The organism is Stappia sp. BW2 (genome assembly GCF_008107695.1).
Classification (GTDB): Bacteria; Pseudomonadota; Alphaproteobacteria; order Rhizobiales; family Stappiaceae; genus Roseibium.
Genome location: NZ_VIRG01000070.1, coordinates 221,483 through 237,287 on the forward strand (window position 1 = coordinate 221,483; position 15,805 = coordinate 237,287).

Consider the following 15,805-nt stretch of genomic DNA (forward strand, 5'->3'; position numbering starts at 1 on the left):
GGAGGAGGAGTTCCCCGCGCAATCGAGTGGAGGACACCATGAAATTCACCGCCGCTGCCCTGGCAGCTTCGGTCTCCGTCATCGCAACAATCGCGCAGGCAGAGACCTTCAGCATTCAGACCTCATTCAATGCAGGGGACTTTTCCACCCAGTATCTGACGGAAAACTGGCTGCCGAAGATCAAGGAAATGACCGACGGCCGTGTCGAGATCCAGTTGACGCCGAACGGGTCCGTGGTTCCGGCAAGGGAAACACCCGATGCGGTTGCCGCTGGCGTTCTGGACGGCGACTTCACGTCCGTGAACTACTTCGCGGGCCGTGAACCGGCATATGCCATCATGGGCGATCTCATTTCCGGCTATGACACGCCGCAGCAGATGCTTGGCTTCTGCAAGGATGGCGGCGGCGAAGCCGTGATGCAGAAGGCCGCCGATGCCGTCACCGGTGGTGAAGTGCAGGTTGTGGCTTGCGGCCCTTATTCCCGTGAGGCGCTGCCGGCCCGTGTGCCGATCCGCACATTCGAAGATCTGGCCGGCAAGAAGATCCGCTCGCCGGAAGGGCTTGCCGCAGCCGTTTTCCAGGCTGCTGGCGCATCGCCGGTTTCCATTCCCTTCTCCGAGGTCTATGGCGCGCTGGAAAAAGGCATTGTCGATGCCGCCGATGCCTCGGCTTATGTCAACAATGACGCAACCGGTCTCCATGACGTAGCGCCATACCCGCTTTATCCGGGCATCCATTCCATGCCGTCGATGCAGTTCACCATCAACAAGGCAAAGTGGGATGCGCTGAGTGCGGAAGACCAGAAAGCTCTGCGCGACTGGTGGTATGACGCCATGTTCGCAATGGCGGCGGAAGTCGACAAGAAGGACAAGGAACTCGCCGCCAGAGACAGCGAGGGCGAGAAGATCGAAGTGATCAACTGGGCCCAGGAAGATCGCGACCAGCTGCGCGAGATCGCCCGCAAGGAGTGGGAGGCCTACGCTCAGAAGTCCGACCTTGCCAAGGAAGCTCTGGACGCGAACATCTCCTACATGACCGGGATCGGTCTCTTCAAAAACTGAGGCGTGTCGCAGAACCGCGTGCCCCTGCCTTGCTTCCGGTGAGGTGAGGGCGCCGGGGTTCGCTGCCAGGGTGTTGGGCTGGACACAGCTGTGAAGCCCAGCGCCAGGGCCGACGTTCAAGGCTTTCCAGCAAGATCTACCTGCATTTCGGGAGGGATGATGAAACGCCTATTCGCGCGCTATGCCGAAATCATGGACCATGTCAGCGTGTTCATCGGCCATGGCTGCTCCGTGCTGTTTTTTGCGTGTATCGCAGTCTCGGCCCTCGAGGTGGTGATGCGCTACGGCTTTGACAGGCCGACGGTCTGGTCAACGGAACTTGCCATGACGCTCTGTGCCTCGGCCTGGGTGCTTGCTGTTGGATATGTAACCCAGCGGCAGCGGCATATTTCCATCACCATGATCGAAACGCTGGTCAGCCCCCGCGTCTGGCACGTCATGCGGCTGTTGCAGATGCTGATCGCGGCAGGTGCCGTGGGCGTTCTGACCCTGGCCCTGTGGGACCCGATGCTGAAGGTGCTGAAGCGCACCGAGCATTCCGGCACCGCACTCAATTCGATCCAGCCGACCTATCTCAAGACCCTGCTTGTCGTGGGCTGCGTTCTCTACATCCTCCAGCTTGTCGCAAACATCATTCGCTGGTTCCAGCGCACCGAAGGGGAGATCGCCGGTGGGCATTGAAATCATCACCCTTCTGATCGTCGTTGCGCTGCTGGGGCTGATGGCGCTGGGCGTGCCGCTTGGCATAACCACGCTGACGGTGTCGCTGGCGACCGCGATCCTCTATTTCGGCGAACGTGCCGGCTTCTTCATCGTTGCCGCCAATGTCGGCGAGGTTCTTCACAAGTATGAGTTGATAGCCGTTCCCTTCTTCGTCTTCATGGCCAATGTTCTGGAACGATCGGGCATCGCGCAGTCGCTGTTCGACAGTATGGCGATCCTGGGTGGGCGCTTCCGCGGTTCGGTGGCGGTGCAGACTTGTGTCGTTGCGGTGGTGCTGGCGGCAATGTCCGGCATCATGGGCGGCGAGATCGTCATGCTGGGTCTGATCGCTCTGCCGCAGATGTTGCGCCTGGGCTATGACCGCAAGCTTTCCATCGGCATCATCTGCGCAGCCGGTGCCCTGGCAACGCTGATCCCGCCCTCGGTGGTCCTGATCGTCTATGGCCTTGCCGCCCAGGTGTCGATCACCAAGCTCTTCGCCGCCTCCGCGGTGCCGGGGCTGATCCTCGCAAGCCTGTTCATCACCTACATACTGGTTCGGGTCCGGCTGAATCCGGCGTTGGCGCCAATCTACGATATTCCCGAAACCGGGTTGCCGCTGTTCCAGCGCGTCAAGTTTCTGAAGGGCGTCGTCCTGCCTGGGCTTCTGATCGGCGCCGTACTCGGGGTGATCTATTCCGGTGTTGCCACCGTCACGGAGGCGGCTGCGGTTGGCGCTGTCGGTGCGCTTGTGGTTGCCGCCATCCGGAACGAGCTGACCTGGAAGATGGCACGCGATGCCATGCGCCAGACGGTGTTGACGGTCGGCTCCATCATCTGGCTGGTGCTGGGGGCTGTCTCGCTGATCGGCATCTACAACCGGATCGGTGGCGGCGAATTCCTGCGCGGCCTGCTGACCTCCCTCGATATCGCACCCATCCTGGTGATCGCCGTCATGATGCTGATCGTGATGCTGCTCGGAACCTTCCTGGAATGGATTGCAATCATCTTCATCACGGTGCCGATCTTCGCGCCGGTGGTGGTGGATCTCGGGTTCGATCCGGTCTGGTTCGGGGTGCTCTTCGCCATGAACATCCAGATCTACTACCTGTCGCCCCCCTTTGGCCCTGCCTGCTTCTTCCTGAAGTCCGTGGCGCCAAAGGACATCCAGCTTCAGGAAATCTTCGCTGCCGTGCTGCCGTTCATCGCGTTGCAGGCTGTCGGCCTGTTCCTGGTGCTGTTTTTCCCAGATCTGGCGCTTTGGCTGCCGAACCTGCTGGATTGAGGAGGCTTAGATGAAAATCACAGACAAGGATCTTACCCGCCAGGATGAGGACATCACACCTGGAGATTTCGCGGACGAAGAACGCCGCGACGACCGCTTCGGCAATTGGCCGGAAGTTGCCGGTCTCGTCTTCACCCTCATCGTCATCTGGCTGACCTTTGCCTTCACCGGATAAAATCATGACGCACAAAGCCCCAAAAGACTTACGTTCCGCGCGCTGGTTCGCTCCAGACGATCTACGCAGCTTCGGTCATCGCTCGCGGTTGATGCAACTTGGCTATTCGGAAGACGACTTCCGGAACAAACCGATGATCGGTGTACTCAACACCTGGTCGGAGCTGAACACCTGCCATGCCCACTTCAAGGAACGGGTGCAGGATGTGAAGCGCGGCGTGTTCCAGGCGGGAGGTTTTCCCGTCGAGATGCCGTCGCTCTCGGTTGACGAAAGCTTCACCAAGCCGACCTCGATGCTCTATCGCAACATGCTGGCCATGGAGACGGAAGAGATGATCCGCTCGCACCCGCTGGACGGCGTGGTGCTGATGGGAGGCTGCGACAAGACAACGCCGGGTCTTGTCATGGGGGCGATTTCGGCTGGCGTTCCGATGATCTATCTGCCGGCGGGCCCGATGCTGCGCGGCAATTACGCCGGCAAGATCCTGGGCTCTGGTTCCGATGCCTGGAAATACTGGGACGAACGCCGGGCAGGCAATATTTCCGACGAGGAATGGCTGGGCATCCAGGGCGGCATCGCCCGCTCGGCCGGTACCTGCATGACCATGGGCACGGCCTCGACGATGACGGCCATTGCCGATGCGATGGGCCTGACCCTTCCGGGGGCGTCTTCCATTCCGGCTGTCGACAGTGGCCACCAGCGCATGGGGGCCGATTGCGGCAGGCGGATTGTCGAGATGGTCTGGGAAGACCTGACGCCGGACCGTATCGTCACGGAGGCCGCCTGCCGGAACGCTGCTGTCGTAGCCATGGCAACCGGGTGTTCCACTAACGCCGTTGTCCATCTCATTGCCATGGCGCGCCGGGCGGGTGTCGATCTGTCCCTCGACGATCTGGACGCCCTTGGCCGGGTGACGCCGTTGATCGCGAATGTGCGTCCCTCCGGCAAGGACTACCTGATGGAGGATTTCTTCTATGCGGGCGGTCTGCGCGCGCTGATGAAACAGATCGAGGATCGGCTGGATCTTTCTGCCCTGACCATCACCGGCAAGACACTGGGTGAGAACCTGGAAGGCGCGGTGGTCTATAACGACGACGTCATTCGTCCGCTGTCCAATCCGGTCTACCGGGAAGGATCGCTCGCCGTTCTGCGCGGCAATCTGTGCCCGGACGGTGCGGTGATCAAACCGGCGGCCTGCGATCCGAAGTTCCACTATCACGAAGGACCGGCACTGGTGTTCGACAGCTATCCGGACATGAAGGCGGCCATTGACGATGAGACCCTTGAGGTTACGCCCGATCATGTTCTGGTGCTGCGCAATGCAGGGCCTCAAGGCGGACCGGGTTTTCCCGAATGGGGCATGCTGCCGATCCCCAAAGCGCTGATCAAGCAGGGCCATCGCGACATGCTGCGGATCTCCGATGCGCGCATGTCCGGCACGTCCTATGGCGCCTGCGTGCTTCATGTGGCGCCTGAAAGCTATGTCGGTGGACCGCTGGCATTGTTGAAGACGGGCGACATCGTCCGGCTCGATCTTGCGAACCGCCTGCTCGACATGGTGGTGGACGAGGCGGAACTGGAGGCCCGCAAGGCTGCCTGGCAAGCGCCGGTCCCCCGGTACGAGCGCGGGTTCGGCTATCTCTACCAGCGGCATGTCACACAGGCTGACAAGGGCTGCGACTTCGACTTCCTGCAATCCGACTTCGGCCGTACCGCAGGCGAACCCGATATCTTCTGAGGACATCATGAGCGACTACACCCTTTCCGACGACACCCGTGCGAAGCTGAAAAAGGTTTCGACCGCTTCCATTGCGACGGCGCTCTACAAGCGCGGCCTGCGCAACCAGTTCATCCAGGGCGTTGTGCCTGTCGCCCCGAAAGACGAAAACATGGTCGGTCAGGCCTTCACGCTGCGCTATATCCCGGCGCGGGAAGACCGAAATCCGATCACGGTTTTCCGCAATCCGGACCACCCGCAGCGAGTTGCCGTGGAAACCTGTCCGCCGGGCCACGTGCTGGTGATGGATGCCCGCAAGGACGCCCGCGCGGCAACGGCAGGCTCCATCCTGATCACGCGGTTGGCGCTGCGCGGTGCCGCAGGCGTCGTCTCCGACGGCGGTTTCCGGGATGCGGAAGGCATCGGCGCACTGGACATGCCCGCCTATTACGCCAAGCCCTCGGCGCCAACCAACCTGACTCTTCATGAGGCGCTCGACATCAACGTGCCGATCTCCTGTGGCGACGCTCCGGTGTTCCCGGGTGACGTTCTGGTCGGCGACAAGGACGGCGTCATGGTGATCCCGGCACATCTGGCCGATGAACTGGCGGACGAATGCACCGGCATGGAGAGCTTCGAGGATTTCGTGCTGGAGGAGGTTCAGGCCGGAACCCCGATTATCGGCCTCTATCCGCCGACGAAGGAAGAGAACGTTCAGAAATACGAAGCCTGGCGGCAGAAGACCGGCCGGTAGGGGCTAGCGAGCCGCGGTGAAACAGTCGCGGATCGAATGGGCTGACGTGGTCGACTGGCGCTTTCGTCACCCACACCCACACTACACTCACAACTTCATCCTGAGGAAGCGCGTAGCGCTGTCTCGAAGGATGGGCAGTTTGCTCTAGAGTGTGTGTCGCCGATCCTTCGAGACGCCGCCAGGCGGCTCCTCAGGATGAGGGCGTGGTGTAGGACAGGTCTTGACTGACGTTCCCGCCTCGCAAAACCTTTCTGCCAGCACTGAAGTTTCATGCGCCAATCCGGCGGATCGTGAGCCAGCGGAGGCAGTTGACAGCGCCAAAGAAACTATATAACTAGAAATATAGTTATATTGAGTGAGGCGCGAATGGATCTGGAAATTGCAGCACAAGGATTTGCCGCGCTGGGATCGGAAGCCCGGTTGCAGGTGGTGTTGACCCTGGTGAAGGCCGGGCAGGGCGGGTTGACGGTAGGGGATATCCAGTCCCGCACCGGCATGGCCGCATCGACGCTGGCGCATCATTTGAAATTTCTCGCCTCAGCTGGCCTGGTGTCTCAGGAAAAGGACGGCCGTTCGGTGATCAACCGGGCGGCCTACGGCCATCTGGAGAACCTTGCCGATTACATCCTGAAAGAGTGCTGCGTGGACGAAAAGGGCTGCGATTGCCCTACCGCGGAAAAGGAGCCTGCTGATGTCTGATGCTTTGAACAATCTTCAGTCCGGTGGCGGCGGTGCAAGCTGTTGCGCGCCCAAGACCGCCTGCTGCAGCACGCCGGTTTCAAAATGGTCCTTCAAGTCGCTGGCCATTTCGAAATACCTCCTGTCGACATGGACCGTCGTCATCGGTGGTCCCTTGCTGGTGCTTTTGCTGGACCAGCCGCACTTCGTCGCCTTCGTGACCTTCGCGCTCTCCGCCTTTGCCGGCACGTTGCCGTATATTGCGTTTGCCGTGGTCCTGATTGCCTTTCTGAAGGCCGCCGGGGCAGAGGCGTTCGTCGGTCGGGCGTTTGAAGGGCGCGAGACACAGGCAATCGTGCTTGCGGCCCTCTTCGGCGGGCTAGCCCCTTTCTGTTCCTGCGAGGTGATCCCGTTTATTGCCGGTCTTCTGGCGGTCGGCGCGCCGCTGTCGGCCATCATGGCCTTCTGGCTGTCGTCTCCATTGATCGACCCGCCCACACTGCTGATCACTGCAGGAGCATTGGGTTGGCCCTTTGCAATCGGCAAGGCGGTCTTTGCTGTCGCCTTGGGCCTTTTCGGCGGATTTTTTGTAGCCTTGGCCCTTCGCAGCGGCTTTCTGGCCAATCCGGTGAAGGTTGGGGCGGCGACCGGTGGCTGCGGCTGCGGGGCGTCGCCCAAGACAGGACGGCCCGTCTGGCGGATCTGGCAGGAGCGCGAGCGTACCGACAAGTTCAGGAGCGAACTGAAAGCCAATGCGCTGTTCCTGATCAAGTGGCTGGCATTGGCCTACGTGCTGGAAGCGGCGCTCGTCACCTATGTACCGGCGGATCTGATCGCGCGGGCTGTCGGCGGAGACGGGCTGGGGGCGATCCTCGTGTCCGCACTGATCGGCATGCCGGCCTATCTCAACAGCTACGTGGCCCCGCCGCTTCTTTCCGGGCTGATGGACCAGGGCATGAGCGCTGGTGCTGCGATGGCGTTCATGATCGCAGGGGCGGTCAGTTCGATCCCGGCAATGGCAGCCGTCTGGTCACTGGTTCGCCCGCAAGTCTTTGCCGCTTATATCGGTCTCGGTTTCGCTGGGGCAGTGCTGTCCGGCTTGATCTTCCAGCTTCTTGTCTGAAGGAACGAAGATGCACACCAACGTTACAGTCACGGTCACACCGAAAGAGACAGGCCGCAAGCTGCTGGTGCCCGTTGGCCTGCCAACGCCGCATCAAACGCCGGTCCACTTCGAGGTCGACGGCGGCACGGTTGCCCTGGCCGGTGAAATCACCACGGGGCAGATGGTGGCCGTGGTGTCTGTTGATCCTGGCTCGGATGTTTTCGTCAAATACGCGTTCCGGGACGAAGGCCCGGGGTATCCGGAGGCGGTGTTCGCACCGCTGCGAAACCGCTTCACCCGGGCTGCTCAGGATCTCGTCTTTGATGCGATCAACATTGCCGACAGCCAGCCGGACGGGCATGCGGCCATTCAGGCGCTCGTCAACGCGACGGCGGAAAAGTTTCGATATGCCCACCCGCAGGTGCGGTTCAATGAGGGGTGCGATGAGGTGCCTTATCTATCCTGCGGGCTGACGGAAGGTTCCTGCATCGACATCAACACCTACCTGATCTCCAGCCTGCGCGCGGCCGATTTCGAGGCCGGTTACGTAACCGGCTATTTCTTCCCGCAAGAAAAGGCCGGTCGCTGCGACGACAGGCACTGCTGGGTGGTGACCCGGCATGAGGGCGTGGTGCTGGAATGGGATATCGCCCATCACCTGAAGATGGGAACGCGGGACATTCGCAGCGGTCTCAACCCCAAGCCGGGAGATCGGGTCGCGCTGGCCCATTCCATGGGGCTCACCTTTCCCGAACTCGGTGTCTTCTGCGAAAAACTGATAGCAGAACCTGTCTGGCTTTCGCCGGACGGGCTGGAAAAGGCAGACATCACGATCCGGCGGGATATCGTCTGACATAGCCAGAGACGATGTCCCGCCTGTGATCACCCCTTTTTGCGGCTGAACACCATCTTCTGATTGGCAAGGCGCTCCGGCGTGCCGATCCAGGCCCAGGCCAGCAACGCCGGTTCCAGCTTGGAAACGGTGATCCGGTGCATGTGTTCCGGCGGATTGAAGATCATGGAACCCGGCGAATAAACGCCCTGGTGATTTTCCGAAACTGCTCCTGAAACGCAGATGTAACTTTCCGATATGCCGCTGTGCGCATGGGCCGGATAGGTGCAGCCCGGGGCAAACAGAACAAGACCCAGAATGACCTCCGTCGTCAGGACCGGGCCGTTCGGTCCGCAGATTTCCGCATAGGCATAGGTCTTGTCGAGACCGCGCGGTACCTTTTCGTAGCCATACTGCCAGATCAGATGATCCCTGATGCTGTCGATGGCGCGCACGAGCGGGGCTGTTCGCTCCTGTTTGCCCTCGTCCAGCGCACGCCTCAAATGGGCCGTCACCGGTTTGTGGGCAGGGGCATCGAACCGCATTTCCGGATCGGCTTTCAACACCCGGCTGATCGCCTCGCGCACGGCGCGCTGGTGTGCCCGGATCCTGTCGCTGCCACCGGACGAGAGGAACCGGTACGCCTCGTAGAATTCCCGCAGCAGATAGCCCCAGTCAGGGAAATCGGCCAGACGGCGGCTTGCCAGAGGTTGTTCTTCCGAAATGTCTTTTTCCAGCACTGCTTGTCCTCCCGGACCACAATGACGATGCCCAGAACCTGTCAGGTCGAAGGGTAGCTGCTTCTCACTCTGCGGCAACCGAAAATACATAACCGGCATGCGCAATTTGCGTCAGAACGTCTCTTGCGCTCGCCGGACAGGCAGATAATCTGACCGCCCATTCCGCAGGATGAAATTCATGACAGTTGTGATCGTTGGAGCTGGTGTTTCCGGCTTTTCCACCGCCTGGGCCCTGATAAAACGAGGCGTTCCGGTAACGCTTCTGGAGCAGGGGCCGATTCCCAACCCGCTTTCCGCGTCCGGTGACCAGCACCGGATCATCCGCCGCGCCTATGGCGGCCAGGGCGGCTATCAGCGCCGCATCGGCGATGCTTACGCAGCATGGGATGAATTGTGGGACGATCTGGGTGAGAAGCATCTTGTCGAGACGGGCTTCCTGTTGATGTCGCAGCAACCGGGCGACGGAGGTGAAGTCTACCGGGATGGTCTTGCCGAGGGTGGTTATCCGTTCGAGAATCTGACGCCGGAGGAGACTGCGAAACGGTTTCCCTACGTCGATCCGGCGACCATCCGCTACGGCGCTGTCAGCAAGGAAGGCGGCGTGCTTCTGTGCCAGAAAATCGCTGCCGGTGTGCGCGATTGGTTGATCGCCAATGGCGCGGATGTGCGCGAAAACGCGCAAGTCACTGCCGTTGATACCTCCGCCGGCACAGTGACCCTTGCCGACGGCAGCACGGTTTCCGGCGATCATGTGATCGTGACGGCTGGTGCCTGGACGCTAGGGCTCTTCCCCAAGCTGGACATCAGCCTGACGACCTACCGCACCGCCGTTGTTTATCTGACGCCGCCTGAGGATCTGCGCGAGGCCTGGGAACACTCGCCGGTGATCCTCGATCCGGGCGGACCTGTAGATGGCTATATCATTCCGCCGGTGGCGGGAACCGGGCTCAAGTTCGGTGCCGGCATTCACAAGTACAAGGCGCCGCCGAACCAGGACCGGACACCCGTTGCCGGTGAGGGCGAGACCCTGCGCGATCATTTCTCGCCACCGTTCTGCCGGATCAAGGAATACCGCGTGGATGACGTCGTCACCTGCGCCTATACATTCACCGCCGACGAACATTTCTTTGCCATGAGCGAAGGCAAGGCGACCGTCGTCTCGGCCTGTTCCGGACATGGCTACAAGTTCGGTGCTGTCGTGGGGCAGAAGCTTGCTGAGGGCTATACCGGCAAGGATATGGACGCTGCACGGGTGTGGCTGGAAGCCCGCGACTAAGTCATCTGACACGACACAGAAAGGCTCCGGTGAATGAGATCGCCGGAGCATTTCTTTTTACGATCAGCGACGGGAAGAAATCATCCGCATCAAGGTGCCGTCCTTGAGCGCGATATGATGGTAGAGCGCGCCGAGCACATGCAGTGAGATCAGCACGATGAAGAACGGCTTGAAGAGTTCGTGGATTTCTCCTGCTGTGTGGATGCCGCCAAACCAGGCCAACAGGCCGGTGATCGGTGCCAGCAGCAAACCCAGATAGAGCAGGCCGTGAACGGACTTGGCCGCCAGTTCCTGCATCCGGGACGTGGGCAGCGGCGCCGGCACCCCGAATGCAAACCTCACGAGAAGACGAACGACCGTCAAGGCCAGAACGGAAATACCAACCCAGATATGGGCATTGCCCAGAAAAGCGGTCATCGCGTCCGGCACGCCGCCGTCGCGCAGCGCGTGTTTCAAATCGCCCATGCTTTCACCGAAGATCAGCTGAAACAGGATCAGGGCGGCAATCACCCAGTGCAAAAGGATGTGGATCGGGCTGTAGGCAGCTGGCTGTGTCCTGGACATGGCGGGCTTTGGCTCCTGGCAAACAATAGAAGTGCCGTTCATTAGTGCCACGATTGGGCGGGAACAGGTATCGCACTTTTGTACGATTTGGTAACGGTTCCAACAGTTTTTGCGACAATTGCAAGCAGGCCGGCCTGTTCTGTTCAGCGCCGGAGGACTTGCGAAGAACGGGAGACATCATGCCAGCCGACATCAGAACGCTGACGGGCGATGCGCTGACCGCTGCCTTGAACGACCTTGCACGTCTGCGAATATCCGTTTTCCGGAGCTGGCCTTATCTCTACGAAGGCTCTCTGGACTACGAAGCCGGCTACCTGCAGCGCTATGTCCGGACAGACGGGGCCGTGATCGTCGGCGCCTATGACGGCGACCGACTGATCGGAGCTGCGACTGGCGAACCCCTCGGGGCCGAACTGGACGCCTTCAAGGGGCCTTTCGTCGAGCGCGGCCTTGATCCGGACAGGATCTTCTATATGGCCGAATCCGTTCTGGACCCGGCCTATCGCGGCCAGGGCATCGGCCACCGCTTCTTCGACGAGCGCGAAGCGCACGCCCGGCGGCTCGGTTTCGGCGAGGCAGCCTTCTGTGCCGTGATCCGCCCGGACACCCATCCTTTGAGGCCAGCCGATTACGCACCGCTCGATCCGTTCTGGCGCAAACGCGGGTATGAGAAGCTCGACGGTGTCGTCGTGACGTTTCCCTGGCGCGATGTGGGGGAAAGCGTTGAGACCGACAAACCGATGCAGGTGTGGCACCGGACCTTGTGAGAGGTCTGCCAGGAAAGCCAGTCGCGCGGAAGATTGCCTGATCAGGGCATAGAAAAACCGGGGCCTGGAAACCAGACCCCGGTTTTTGATTAGTGGACGTGGTTACTTCAGCGTCCAGCGGATCGTGACAGTCGCGCTGATGGTCTCTTCGCCTGCCTCGATCGGCACATCAGCGGACTTGGACAGCATCATGCCTTCGGCGCGCATCATGTAGGGGCGTGGCATTTCGGTGCCGTTTTCCGTGATGTCGGCAATGGCGCCGAGTTCGACGCCGGCAGCCGCCGCGAAAACATCCGCCTTGTGCCGGGCGTCCTCGACCGCCTTCTTGCGGGCTTCATCGAGGATCTCATCGGCATTGCTGACTTCGAAACGAGTGGAATCAACCGAATTGGCGCCGCTTTCGACAACAAGGGTCAGCACGCCACCAAGCTTGGCCAGATCGCGGATCTTGACCTCAACGCCGTTGCGCACTTCATAGCCGGCAATATCGGGCTGGCTGCTGCTGCTGCTCTTGGAATGATCGTAACGCGGATAGATGCCAAAGCCTCGGGTCTGGATGTCCTTGGCTTCGATGCCATTTGCCTTCAACGCTTCGATGACCTTGGCTATGGCGGCGCTGTTTTCCGCCAGAACGTCGGCGGTGGATTTGCCCGTGGTGAGGACACTGGCGGTAATGACGGCCATGTCGGGTGCAACGGAAACCTCGCCGCGGCCCTGCATCGTGATAGTGCCGACCGGTGCCGGGACGTCTTCAGCGAAAGCCGGTGCGGCACTTACGAGCGCGGCACTGAGGCCGGCAGCCAGAACGGCCTTGCGCAGCAGCGAGACGGGGGCAAAAAGAGGTGCAGTCATATGAACTTATCCTTGATGGAAACAATTTGTTCGATGGCCGGACACTCGCTTGTGATTGAGGCGGCGTGATGACGGTTGTGTTCATCTGGCGTTCATCGAAACGGTCGGCAGCGGGCTTTGAAATCAGCCCTGGAACTTGCTTCTGAGGTCTAATGGGTGACGCCGCTTTTGCCTGACAGTCCCCCGACCTCGCCGGTCTGCGACAATAGAATCGCAATCGGTCTGGAGCCTTCGAAACGGGCGCAGACGATCACGATCATCACTGTCAGCGGAACACAGAGAACCATGCCGACAACCCCCCAGATCGCGCCCCAGAACGCCAGCGACAGCATGATGACGAGGCCGGACAGGTTGAGGTTTGAGCCCATCAGACGCGGTTCTATCAGATTGCCGATAGAGAACTGGATGAGACCGAGGCCGGTGGCAATGGCAATGAAAGGGCCCAGGGTGTCGTAGTAGACAATGGCAAGGAGGCTGGGAAAGATCACGCCGATCAGCGAGCCGATGGTCGGAATGTAGTTGAGCAGGAACGCGATGAAGCCGAACAGCGCGGCATAGGGCAGGCCGATGGCGATCAGCACAAGGCTGGTCAGGACACCGGTGGCGACGGACACGGCGGTCTTGATCGTGAAATAATGCATGATCGAACGATTGATCTCCGCCCGCATGGCAAATGCTGCTTCTGCTCGCTCGGGCGAAGGAAACAGCCGCTCGAACTTGCGGTCGAACGTCGATTGCTCGAGCACCAGAAACAGCACATAGATGAACACCAGGCTGGCCGAGCCCGCGATGGTCGTCACCAGGCTCGCCCCGGCTGTCACCATGCGTGGAACGACGGAATCGGGCAGAAGGTCCTTCAGCTCGATCGGATCGTTGAGGTGCAGGTGGTTCGATGTCTGGGCAAAGAGCTCTTCCAGCCGACGCTGATAGGTCGGTGCGTCCTGGGCGAGCTGGGTAAGGTTGACCGTCACGATGTCGAGCACCAGGGTGCCGGCAAAGAAGATCGCCAGCAGTGCCAGCGAAAACGACACCAGACGCGGCAGGCGCCAGCGGCCGAGCGGAATATGGGCGAAGACATGGGCCAGTGCGTTGATCATGTACCAGACGATCAGCGCGATGACGAATGGCAGGATCAACGAGCGCCCGACCACCAGCAGCCAGCCGATCATGCAAACAAGCAGGACACTCAGCGTGGCGGTGAAAAGCGGTGATCGCATGGTGGCTCCGGCTGAAATGAACGGCAGGTCAAATCACCGGGCGACTCGCCGACGCCCGGCTGCTTCATTTAGACCCGATGGTGCAGGCGAACGAAACCGGTTTTTCCGCCATCGCCCTCCCGCGCCATGAGACACCCCTTCAGCGCGACACTTTCCCAACCTTTTTCATCCAGCCGTTTCAAAGCACTTGCCCCGGCGATTGGCCGTGGTATAGGGAACCAGACGCAGGGCCTTGCAAGGCTCGGCCCTGCCGTGGGCCTGTAGCTCAATTGGTTAGAGCCGTCCGCTCATAACGGATTGGTTGGGGGTTCGAGTCCCTCCGGGCCCACCACTTCTCTTTCGGGGTGTTGATTTTCCTGCATTTTTTCCTCTTTTTGTCCCACTGGATTTGACGCTGGAAGAAAGTGGGACATTTTTCTGTTCCGTTGAGTTTTCAAGACGGTCATAGGCGTCTTGCGCCAGCACTCTTTGCGCAGCCTTTTTGGTGTAGATTCGAGCGGTCTTTGGATCTTTCCAGCCAAAGACAGCCATGAGCTGGTATTCAGAAGCGCCAGCTTCAGCGAGCACTGTTGCGGCGGATTTTCGGAGCCCGTGAGATGAGCATTGCGTCAGGCCTATATCGTCGCACAATTCACGCATTTTGTTGCCAAAGCCGTTTGCGCTGAATGGTTTACCGTATTCGGTTGTCAGAAATGTTTTTTGTTGTTTTGGCGCGCGCTCAAGCGCGTCCGCGAGTGCTTTTGTTATAGGCAGGACTAGCAGCTCATTCCTTTGTCCTTTGTGCGGCACAAACCTAATCGTGTTTCCGTCAATGTTGCCGGGGCCGAGTTTAACGAGATCCGATCTGCGAATGCCAAGATTGTAAAGTAGTTCGAATGCTAATCGAGCTGTGGTCGCGAGGGGATAGTGCTCTCGAAAGGTGGCGATTTCCTTCGTCGACCACATGTGAAATCCCTCAGATCGATTAATATACGTAACTTTCTTTGCCGGGTTCTCTGACAACGGGTAACGAGCCATGAGTTCTGTATTGCCCATTGCCCAATAGAAAAGGGCTCTTAGGTATTTGACGAGCTTATCGGCGGCACCGGGTGTTTCGCGACGCTTCATTTGACTCGCTTCGACGTCATCTTTTCTAAGCTTCTGAAAGGGGAGATGGCCAACAGCGTCGCAATAACGCCCCAATACACTATGCTTATCCCGTTGTGTGGCCGGATCCTGTTCTTGAAAGGTCTTCGAACGCTGGTATTGAGTGAACAGCCAGCCAATTGTGCCTGGTTTCCATTCACCAGATCTCGTGTTCGTTGGCTGAACGACAATTCCTGCCAAAACGCGATGATACTCTGCGGCAAATGCCTCGGTGACGTTGCCGTTCTCGTCCAAATAGGGCGACTGCATCCGATATTTGGGCATGCCACGGATACGGACGTAATAACGGTCTTGTCCGTGCCGTGAGGTGTCGCAACAGCAGTATTTGAAAGGCGGTTTTTTTCGCCTACCCGATAATGTGGTCAAACGGGTTTTCGCCATCGTCATCGTCTTCACTGTTCGACTTCGCTTCCTTCATGGCGTTCCAGGAGGAGCGCATGTCGTCTGTATCCCATCTGCGGAGGAGACCGATTTTGATACCTTCCGGCATCCAGCCTTGTTTGATCCAATTGTCAAAAGTAGAGGGGGATATATCAAACATCTTTGCCGCTTTCTCACGTCTTACGGCAATTTCAGAAGGCAGGCTTTTCGATTGGTTTTCTTGCATTGTCAGTTTACTGAAATTGTTAGACTTCTGGCGAAGTTGATGACTTTTTCTCAACGATCGGCGCAATCGTGTTGTTGCTGATGAATTCCTCAATTGCACCTGTGGGTATGTAAATTCCTCCACCGATCCTAACGTGTCTCAGTTCACGGTTTTCGACGAGCTTGCGAATGCGGCTTTTGGGCCAGCCTGTGCGGCTGGATAGCTCATTCACCGTTTCGAGTTCTACGGTCATTGTGCCCACATCTCTCTGATAGTAATTGTTGTACTGAACGATGCGAATTTATATTCGTATGAATTCAATGTACACAAATGGGTACACGGATCAAG

17 protein-coding genes, 1 tRNA gene and 1 pseudogene are annotated in these 15,805 nt (G+C 59.4%); 12 read left to right on the forward strand and 7 right to left on the reverse strand.

What is annotated here, in order from left to right:
* Positions 1-38: 38 nt before the first annotated feature.
* From dctP to FMN63_RS19945, 9 genes are all read left to right on the forward strand, one after another.
* The gene (dctP, locus tag FMN63_RS19910; protein ID WP_148585911.1) at positions 39-1,061 is read left to right on the forward strand and encodes a TRAP transporter substrate-binding protein DctP; all 1,023 of its coding nucleotides are present in this window, start codon (positions 39-41) and stop codon (positions 1,059-1,061) included.
* 159 nt (positions 1,062-1,220) lie between these two features.
* The gene (locus FMN63_RS19915; protein ID WP_162855071.1) at positions 1,221-1,742 is read left to right on the forward strand and encodes a TRAP transporter small permease subunit; all 522 of its coding nucleotides are present in this window, start codon (positions 1,221-1,223) and stop codon (positions 1,740-1,742) included.
* Positions 1,732-3,048, forward strand: coding sequence for a TRAP transporter large permease (locus FMN63_RS19920; protein WP_148585913.1), 1,317 nt, complete (start codon positions 1,732-1,734; stop codon positions 3,046-3,048). Before FMN63_RS19915 ends, FMN63_RS19920 begins: the two co-directional genes overlap by 11 nt.
* 10 nt (positions 3,049-3,058) lie before the next feature.
* On the forward strand, positions 3,059-3,223 hold the full coding sequence (locus FMN63_RS29590; protein ID WP_162855072.1) for a hypothetical protein: 165 nt from the start codon (positions 3,059-3,061) through the stop codon (positions 3,221-3,223).
* A gap of 4 nt (positions 3,224-3,227) precedes the next feature.
* The gene (gene araD, locus FMN63_RS19925) at positions 3,228-4,961 is read left to right on the forward strand and encodes an L-arabinonate dehydratase (protein WP_148585914.1); all 1,734 of its coding nucleotides are present in this window, start codon (positions 3,228-3,230) and stop codon (positions 4,959-4,961) included.
* A 7-nt stretch (positions 4,962-4,968) separates the two neighbouring features.
* Complete coding sequence (locus FMN63_RS19930) at positions 4,969-5,694, forward strand: ribonuclease activity regulator RraA (RefSeq protein WP_148585915.1); 726 nt, start codon at positions 4,969-4,971, stop codon at positions 5,692-5,694.
* 366 nt (positions 5,695-6,060) lie between these two features.
* A complete protein-coding gene (locus FMN63_RS19935; RefSeq protein WP_148585916.1) occupies positions 6,061-6,393 on the forward strand; it encodes an ArsR/SmtB family transcription factor in 333 nt (110 codons plus the stop codon).
* Positions 6,386-7,495: a permease gene (locus FMN63_RS19940; RefSeq protein ID WP_205514178.1), complete on the forward strand. Its 1,110-nt coding sequence runs from the start codon at positions 6,386-6,388 to the stop codon at positions 7,493-7,495. Before FMN63_RS19935 ends, FMN63_RS19940 begins: the two co-directional genes overlap by 8 nt.
* A 10-nt stretch (positions 7,496-7,505) precedes the next feature.
* Positions 7,506-8,330 (forward strand): transglutaminase domain-containing protein, encoded by an 825-nt coding sequence (locus tag FMN63_RS19945; RefSeq protein ID WP_148585917.1) that lies wholly within the window; start codon positions 7,506-7,508, stop codon positions 8,328-8,330.
* Positions 8,331-8,359: 29 nt separating this feature from the next.
* On the opposite strand, the gene FMN63_RS19950 is transcribed toward FMN63_RS19945, so the two are convergent.
* Positions 8,360-9,049 carry a dimethylsulfonioproprionate lyase family protein gene (locus tag FMN63_RS19950; RefSeq protein WP_148585918.1) on the reverse strand — a complete coding sequence of 230 codons (690 nt, stop codon included), beginning with the start codon at positions 9,047-9,049 and terminating at the stop codon, positions 8,360-8,362.
* Between the two features lie 178 nt (positions 9,050-9,227).
* Between FMN63_RS19950 and FMN63_RS19955 the strand changes: the two genes are divergently transcribed.
* Entirely contained in the window at positions 9,228-10,325 is a 1,098-nt protein-coding gene (locus FMN63_RS19955) for an NAD(P)/FAD-dependent oxidoreductase (protein ID WP_162855073.1), read from the forward strand.
* A 63-nt stretch (positions 10,326-10,388) separates the two neighbouring features.
* Here the strand turns inward: FMN63_RS19955 and FMN63_RS19960 are convergent, their stop codons facing one another.
* Positions 10,389-10,889: a cytochrome b gene (locus FMN63_RS19960; protein WP_148585920.1), complete on the reverse strand. Its 501-nt coding sequence runs from the start codon at positions 10,887-10,889 to the stop codon at positions 10,389-10,391.
* Between the two features lie 179 nt (positions 10,890-11,068).
* Between FMN63_RS19960 and FMN63_RS19965 the strand changes: the two genes are divergently transcribed.
* Entirely contained in the window at positions 11,069-11,656 is a 588-nt protein-coding gene (locus FMN63_RS19965) for a GNAT family N-acetyltransferase (protein WP_148585921.1), read from the forward strand.
* A gap of 102 nt (positions 11,657-11,758) precedes the next feature.
* On the opposite strand, the gene FMN63_RS19970 is transcribed toward FMN63_RS19965, so the two are convergent.
* Both FMN63_RS19970 and FMN63_RS19975 read right to left on the reverse strand, forming a co-directional pair.
* Positions 11,759-12,508 (reverse strand): SIMPL domain-containing protein, encoded by a 750-nt coding sequence (locus tag FMN63_RS19970; protein WP_148585922.1) that lies wholly within the window; start codon positions 12,506-12,508, stop codon positions 11,759-11,761.
* Positions 12,509-12,657: 149 nt separating this feature from the next.
* Entirely contained in the window at positions 12,658-13,725 is a 1,068-nt protein-coding gene (locus FMN63_RS19975; RefSeq protein WP_148585923.1) for an AI-2E family transporter, read from the reverse strand.
* 254 nt (positions 13,726-13,979) lie between these two features.
* On the opposite strand from FMN63_RS19975, the gene FMN63_RS19980 reads away from it, so the two are divergent.
* Positions 13,980-14,056 (forward strand) — tRNA-Ile (locus FMN63_RS19980).
* Positions 14,057-14,253: 197 nt separating this feature from the next.
* On the opposite strand, the pseudogene FMN63_RS30015 reads toward FMN63_RS19980, so the two are convergent.
* The 3 genes and pseudogenes from FMN63_RS30015 to FMN63_RS19995 form a co-directional block, all read right to left on the reverse strand.
* Positions 14,254-15,258, reverse strand: a pseudogene (locus tag FMN63_RS30015) (tyrosine-type recombinase/integrase); the annotation flags it as partial.
* Positions 15,218-15,478 carry a helix-turn-helix transcriptional regulator gene (locus FMN63_RS19990; protein WP_148585924.1) on the reverse strand — a complete coding sequence of 87 codons (261 nt, stop codon included), beginning with the start codon at positions 15,476-15,478 and terminating at the stop codon, positions 15,218-15,220. The gene FMN63_RS19990 and the pseudogene FMN63_RS30015, both read right to left, overlap by 41 nt.
* 19 nt (positions 15,479-15,497) lie before the next feature.
* Positions 15,498-15,710: a helix-turn-helix domain-containing protein gene (locus FMN63_RS19995; protein ID WP_148585925.1), complete on the reverse strand. Its 213-nt coding sequence runs from the start codon at positions 15,708-15,710 to the stop codon at positions 15,498-15,500.
* Positions 15,711-15,805: the final 95 nt, after the last annotated feature.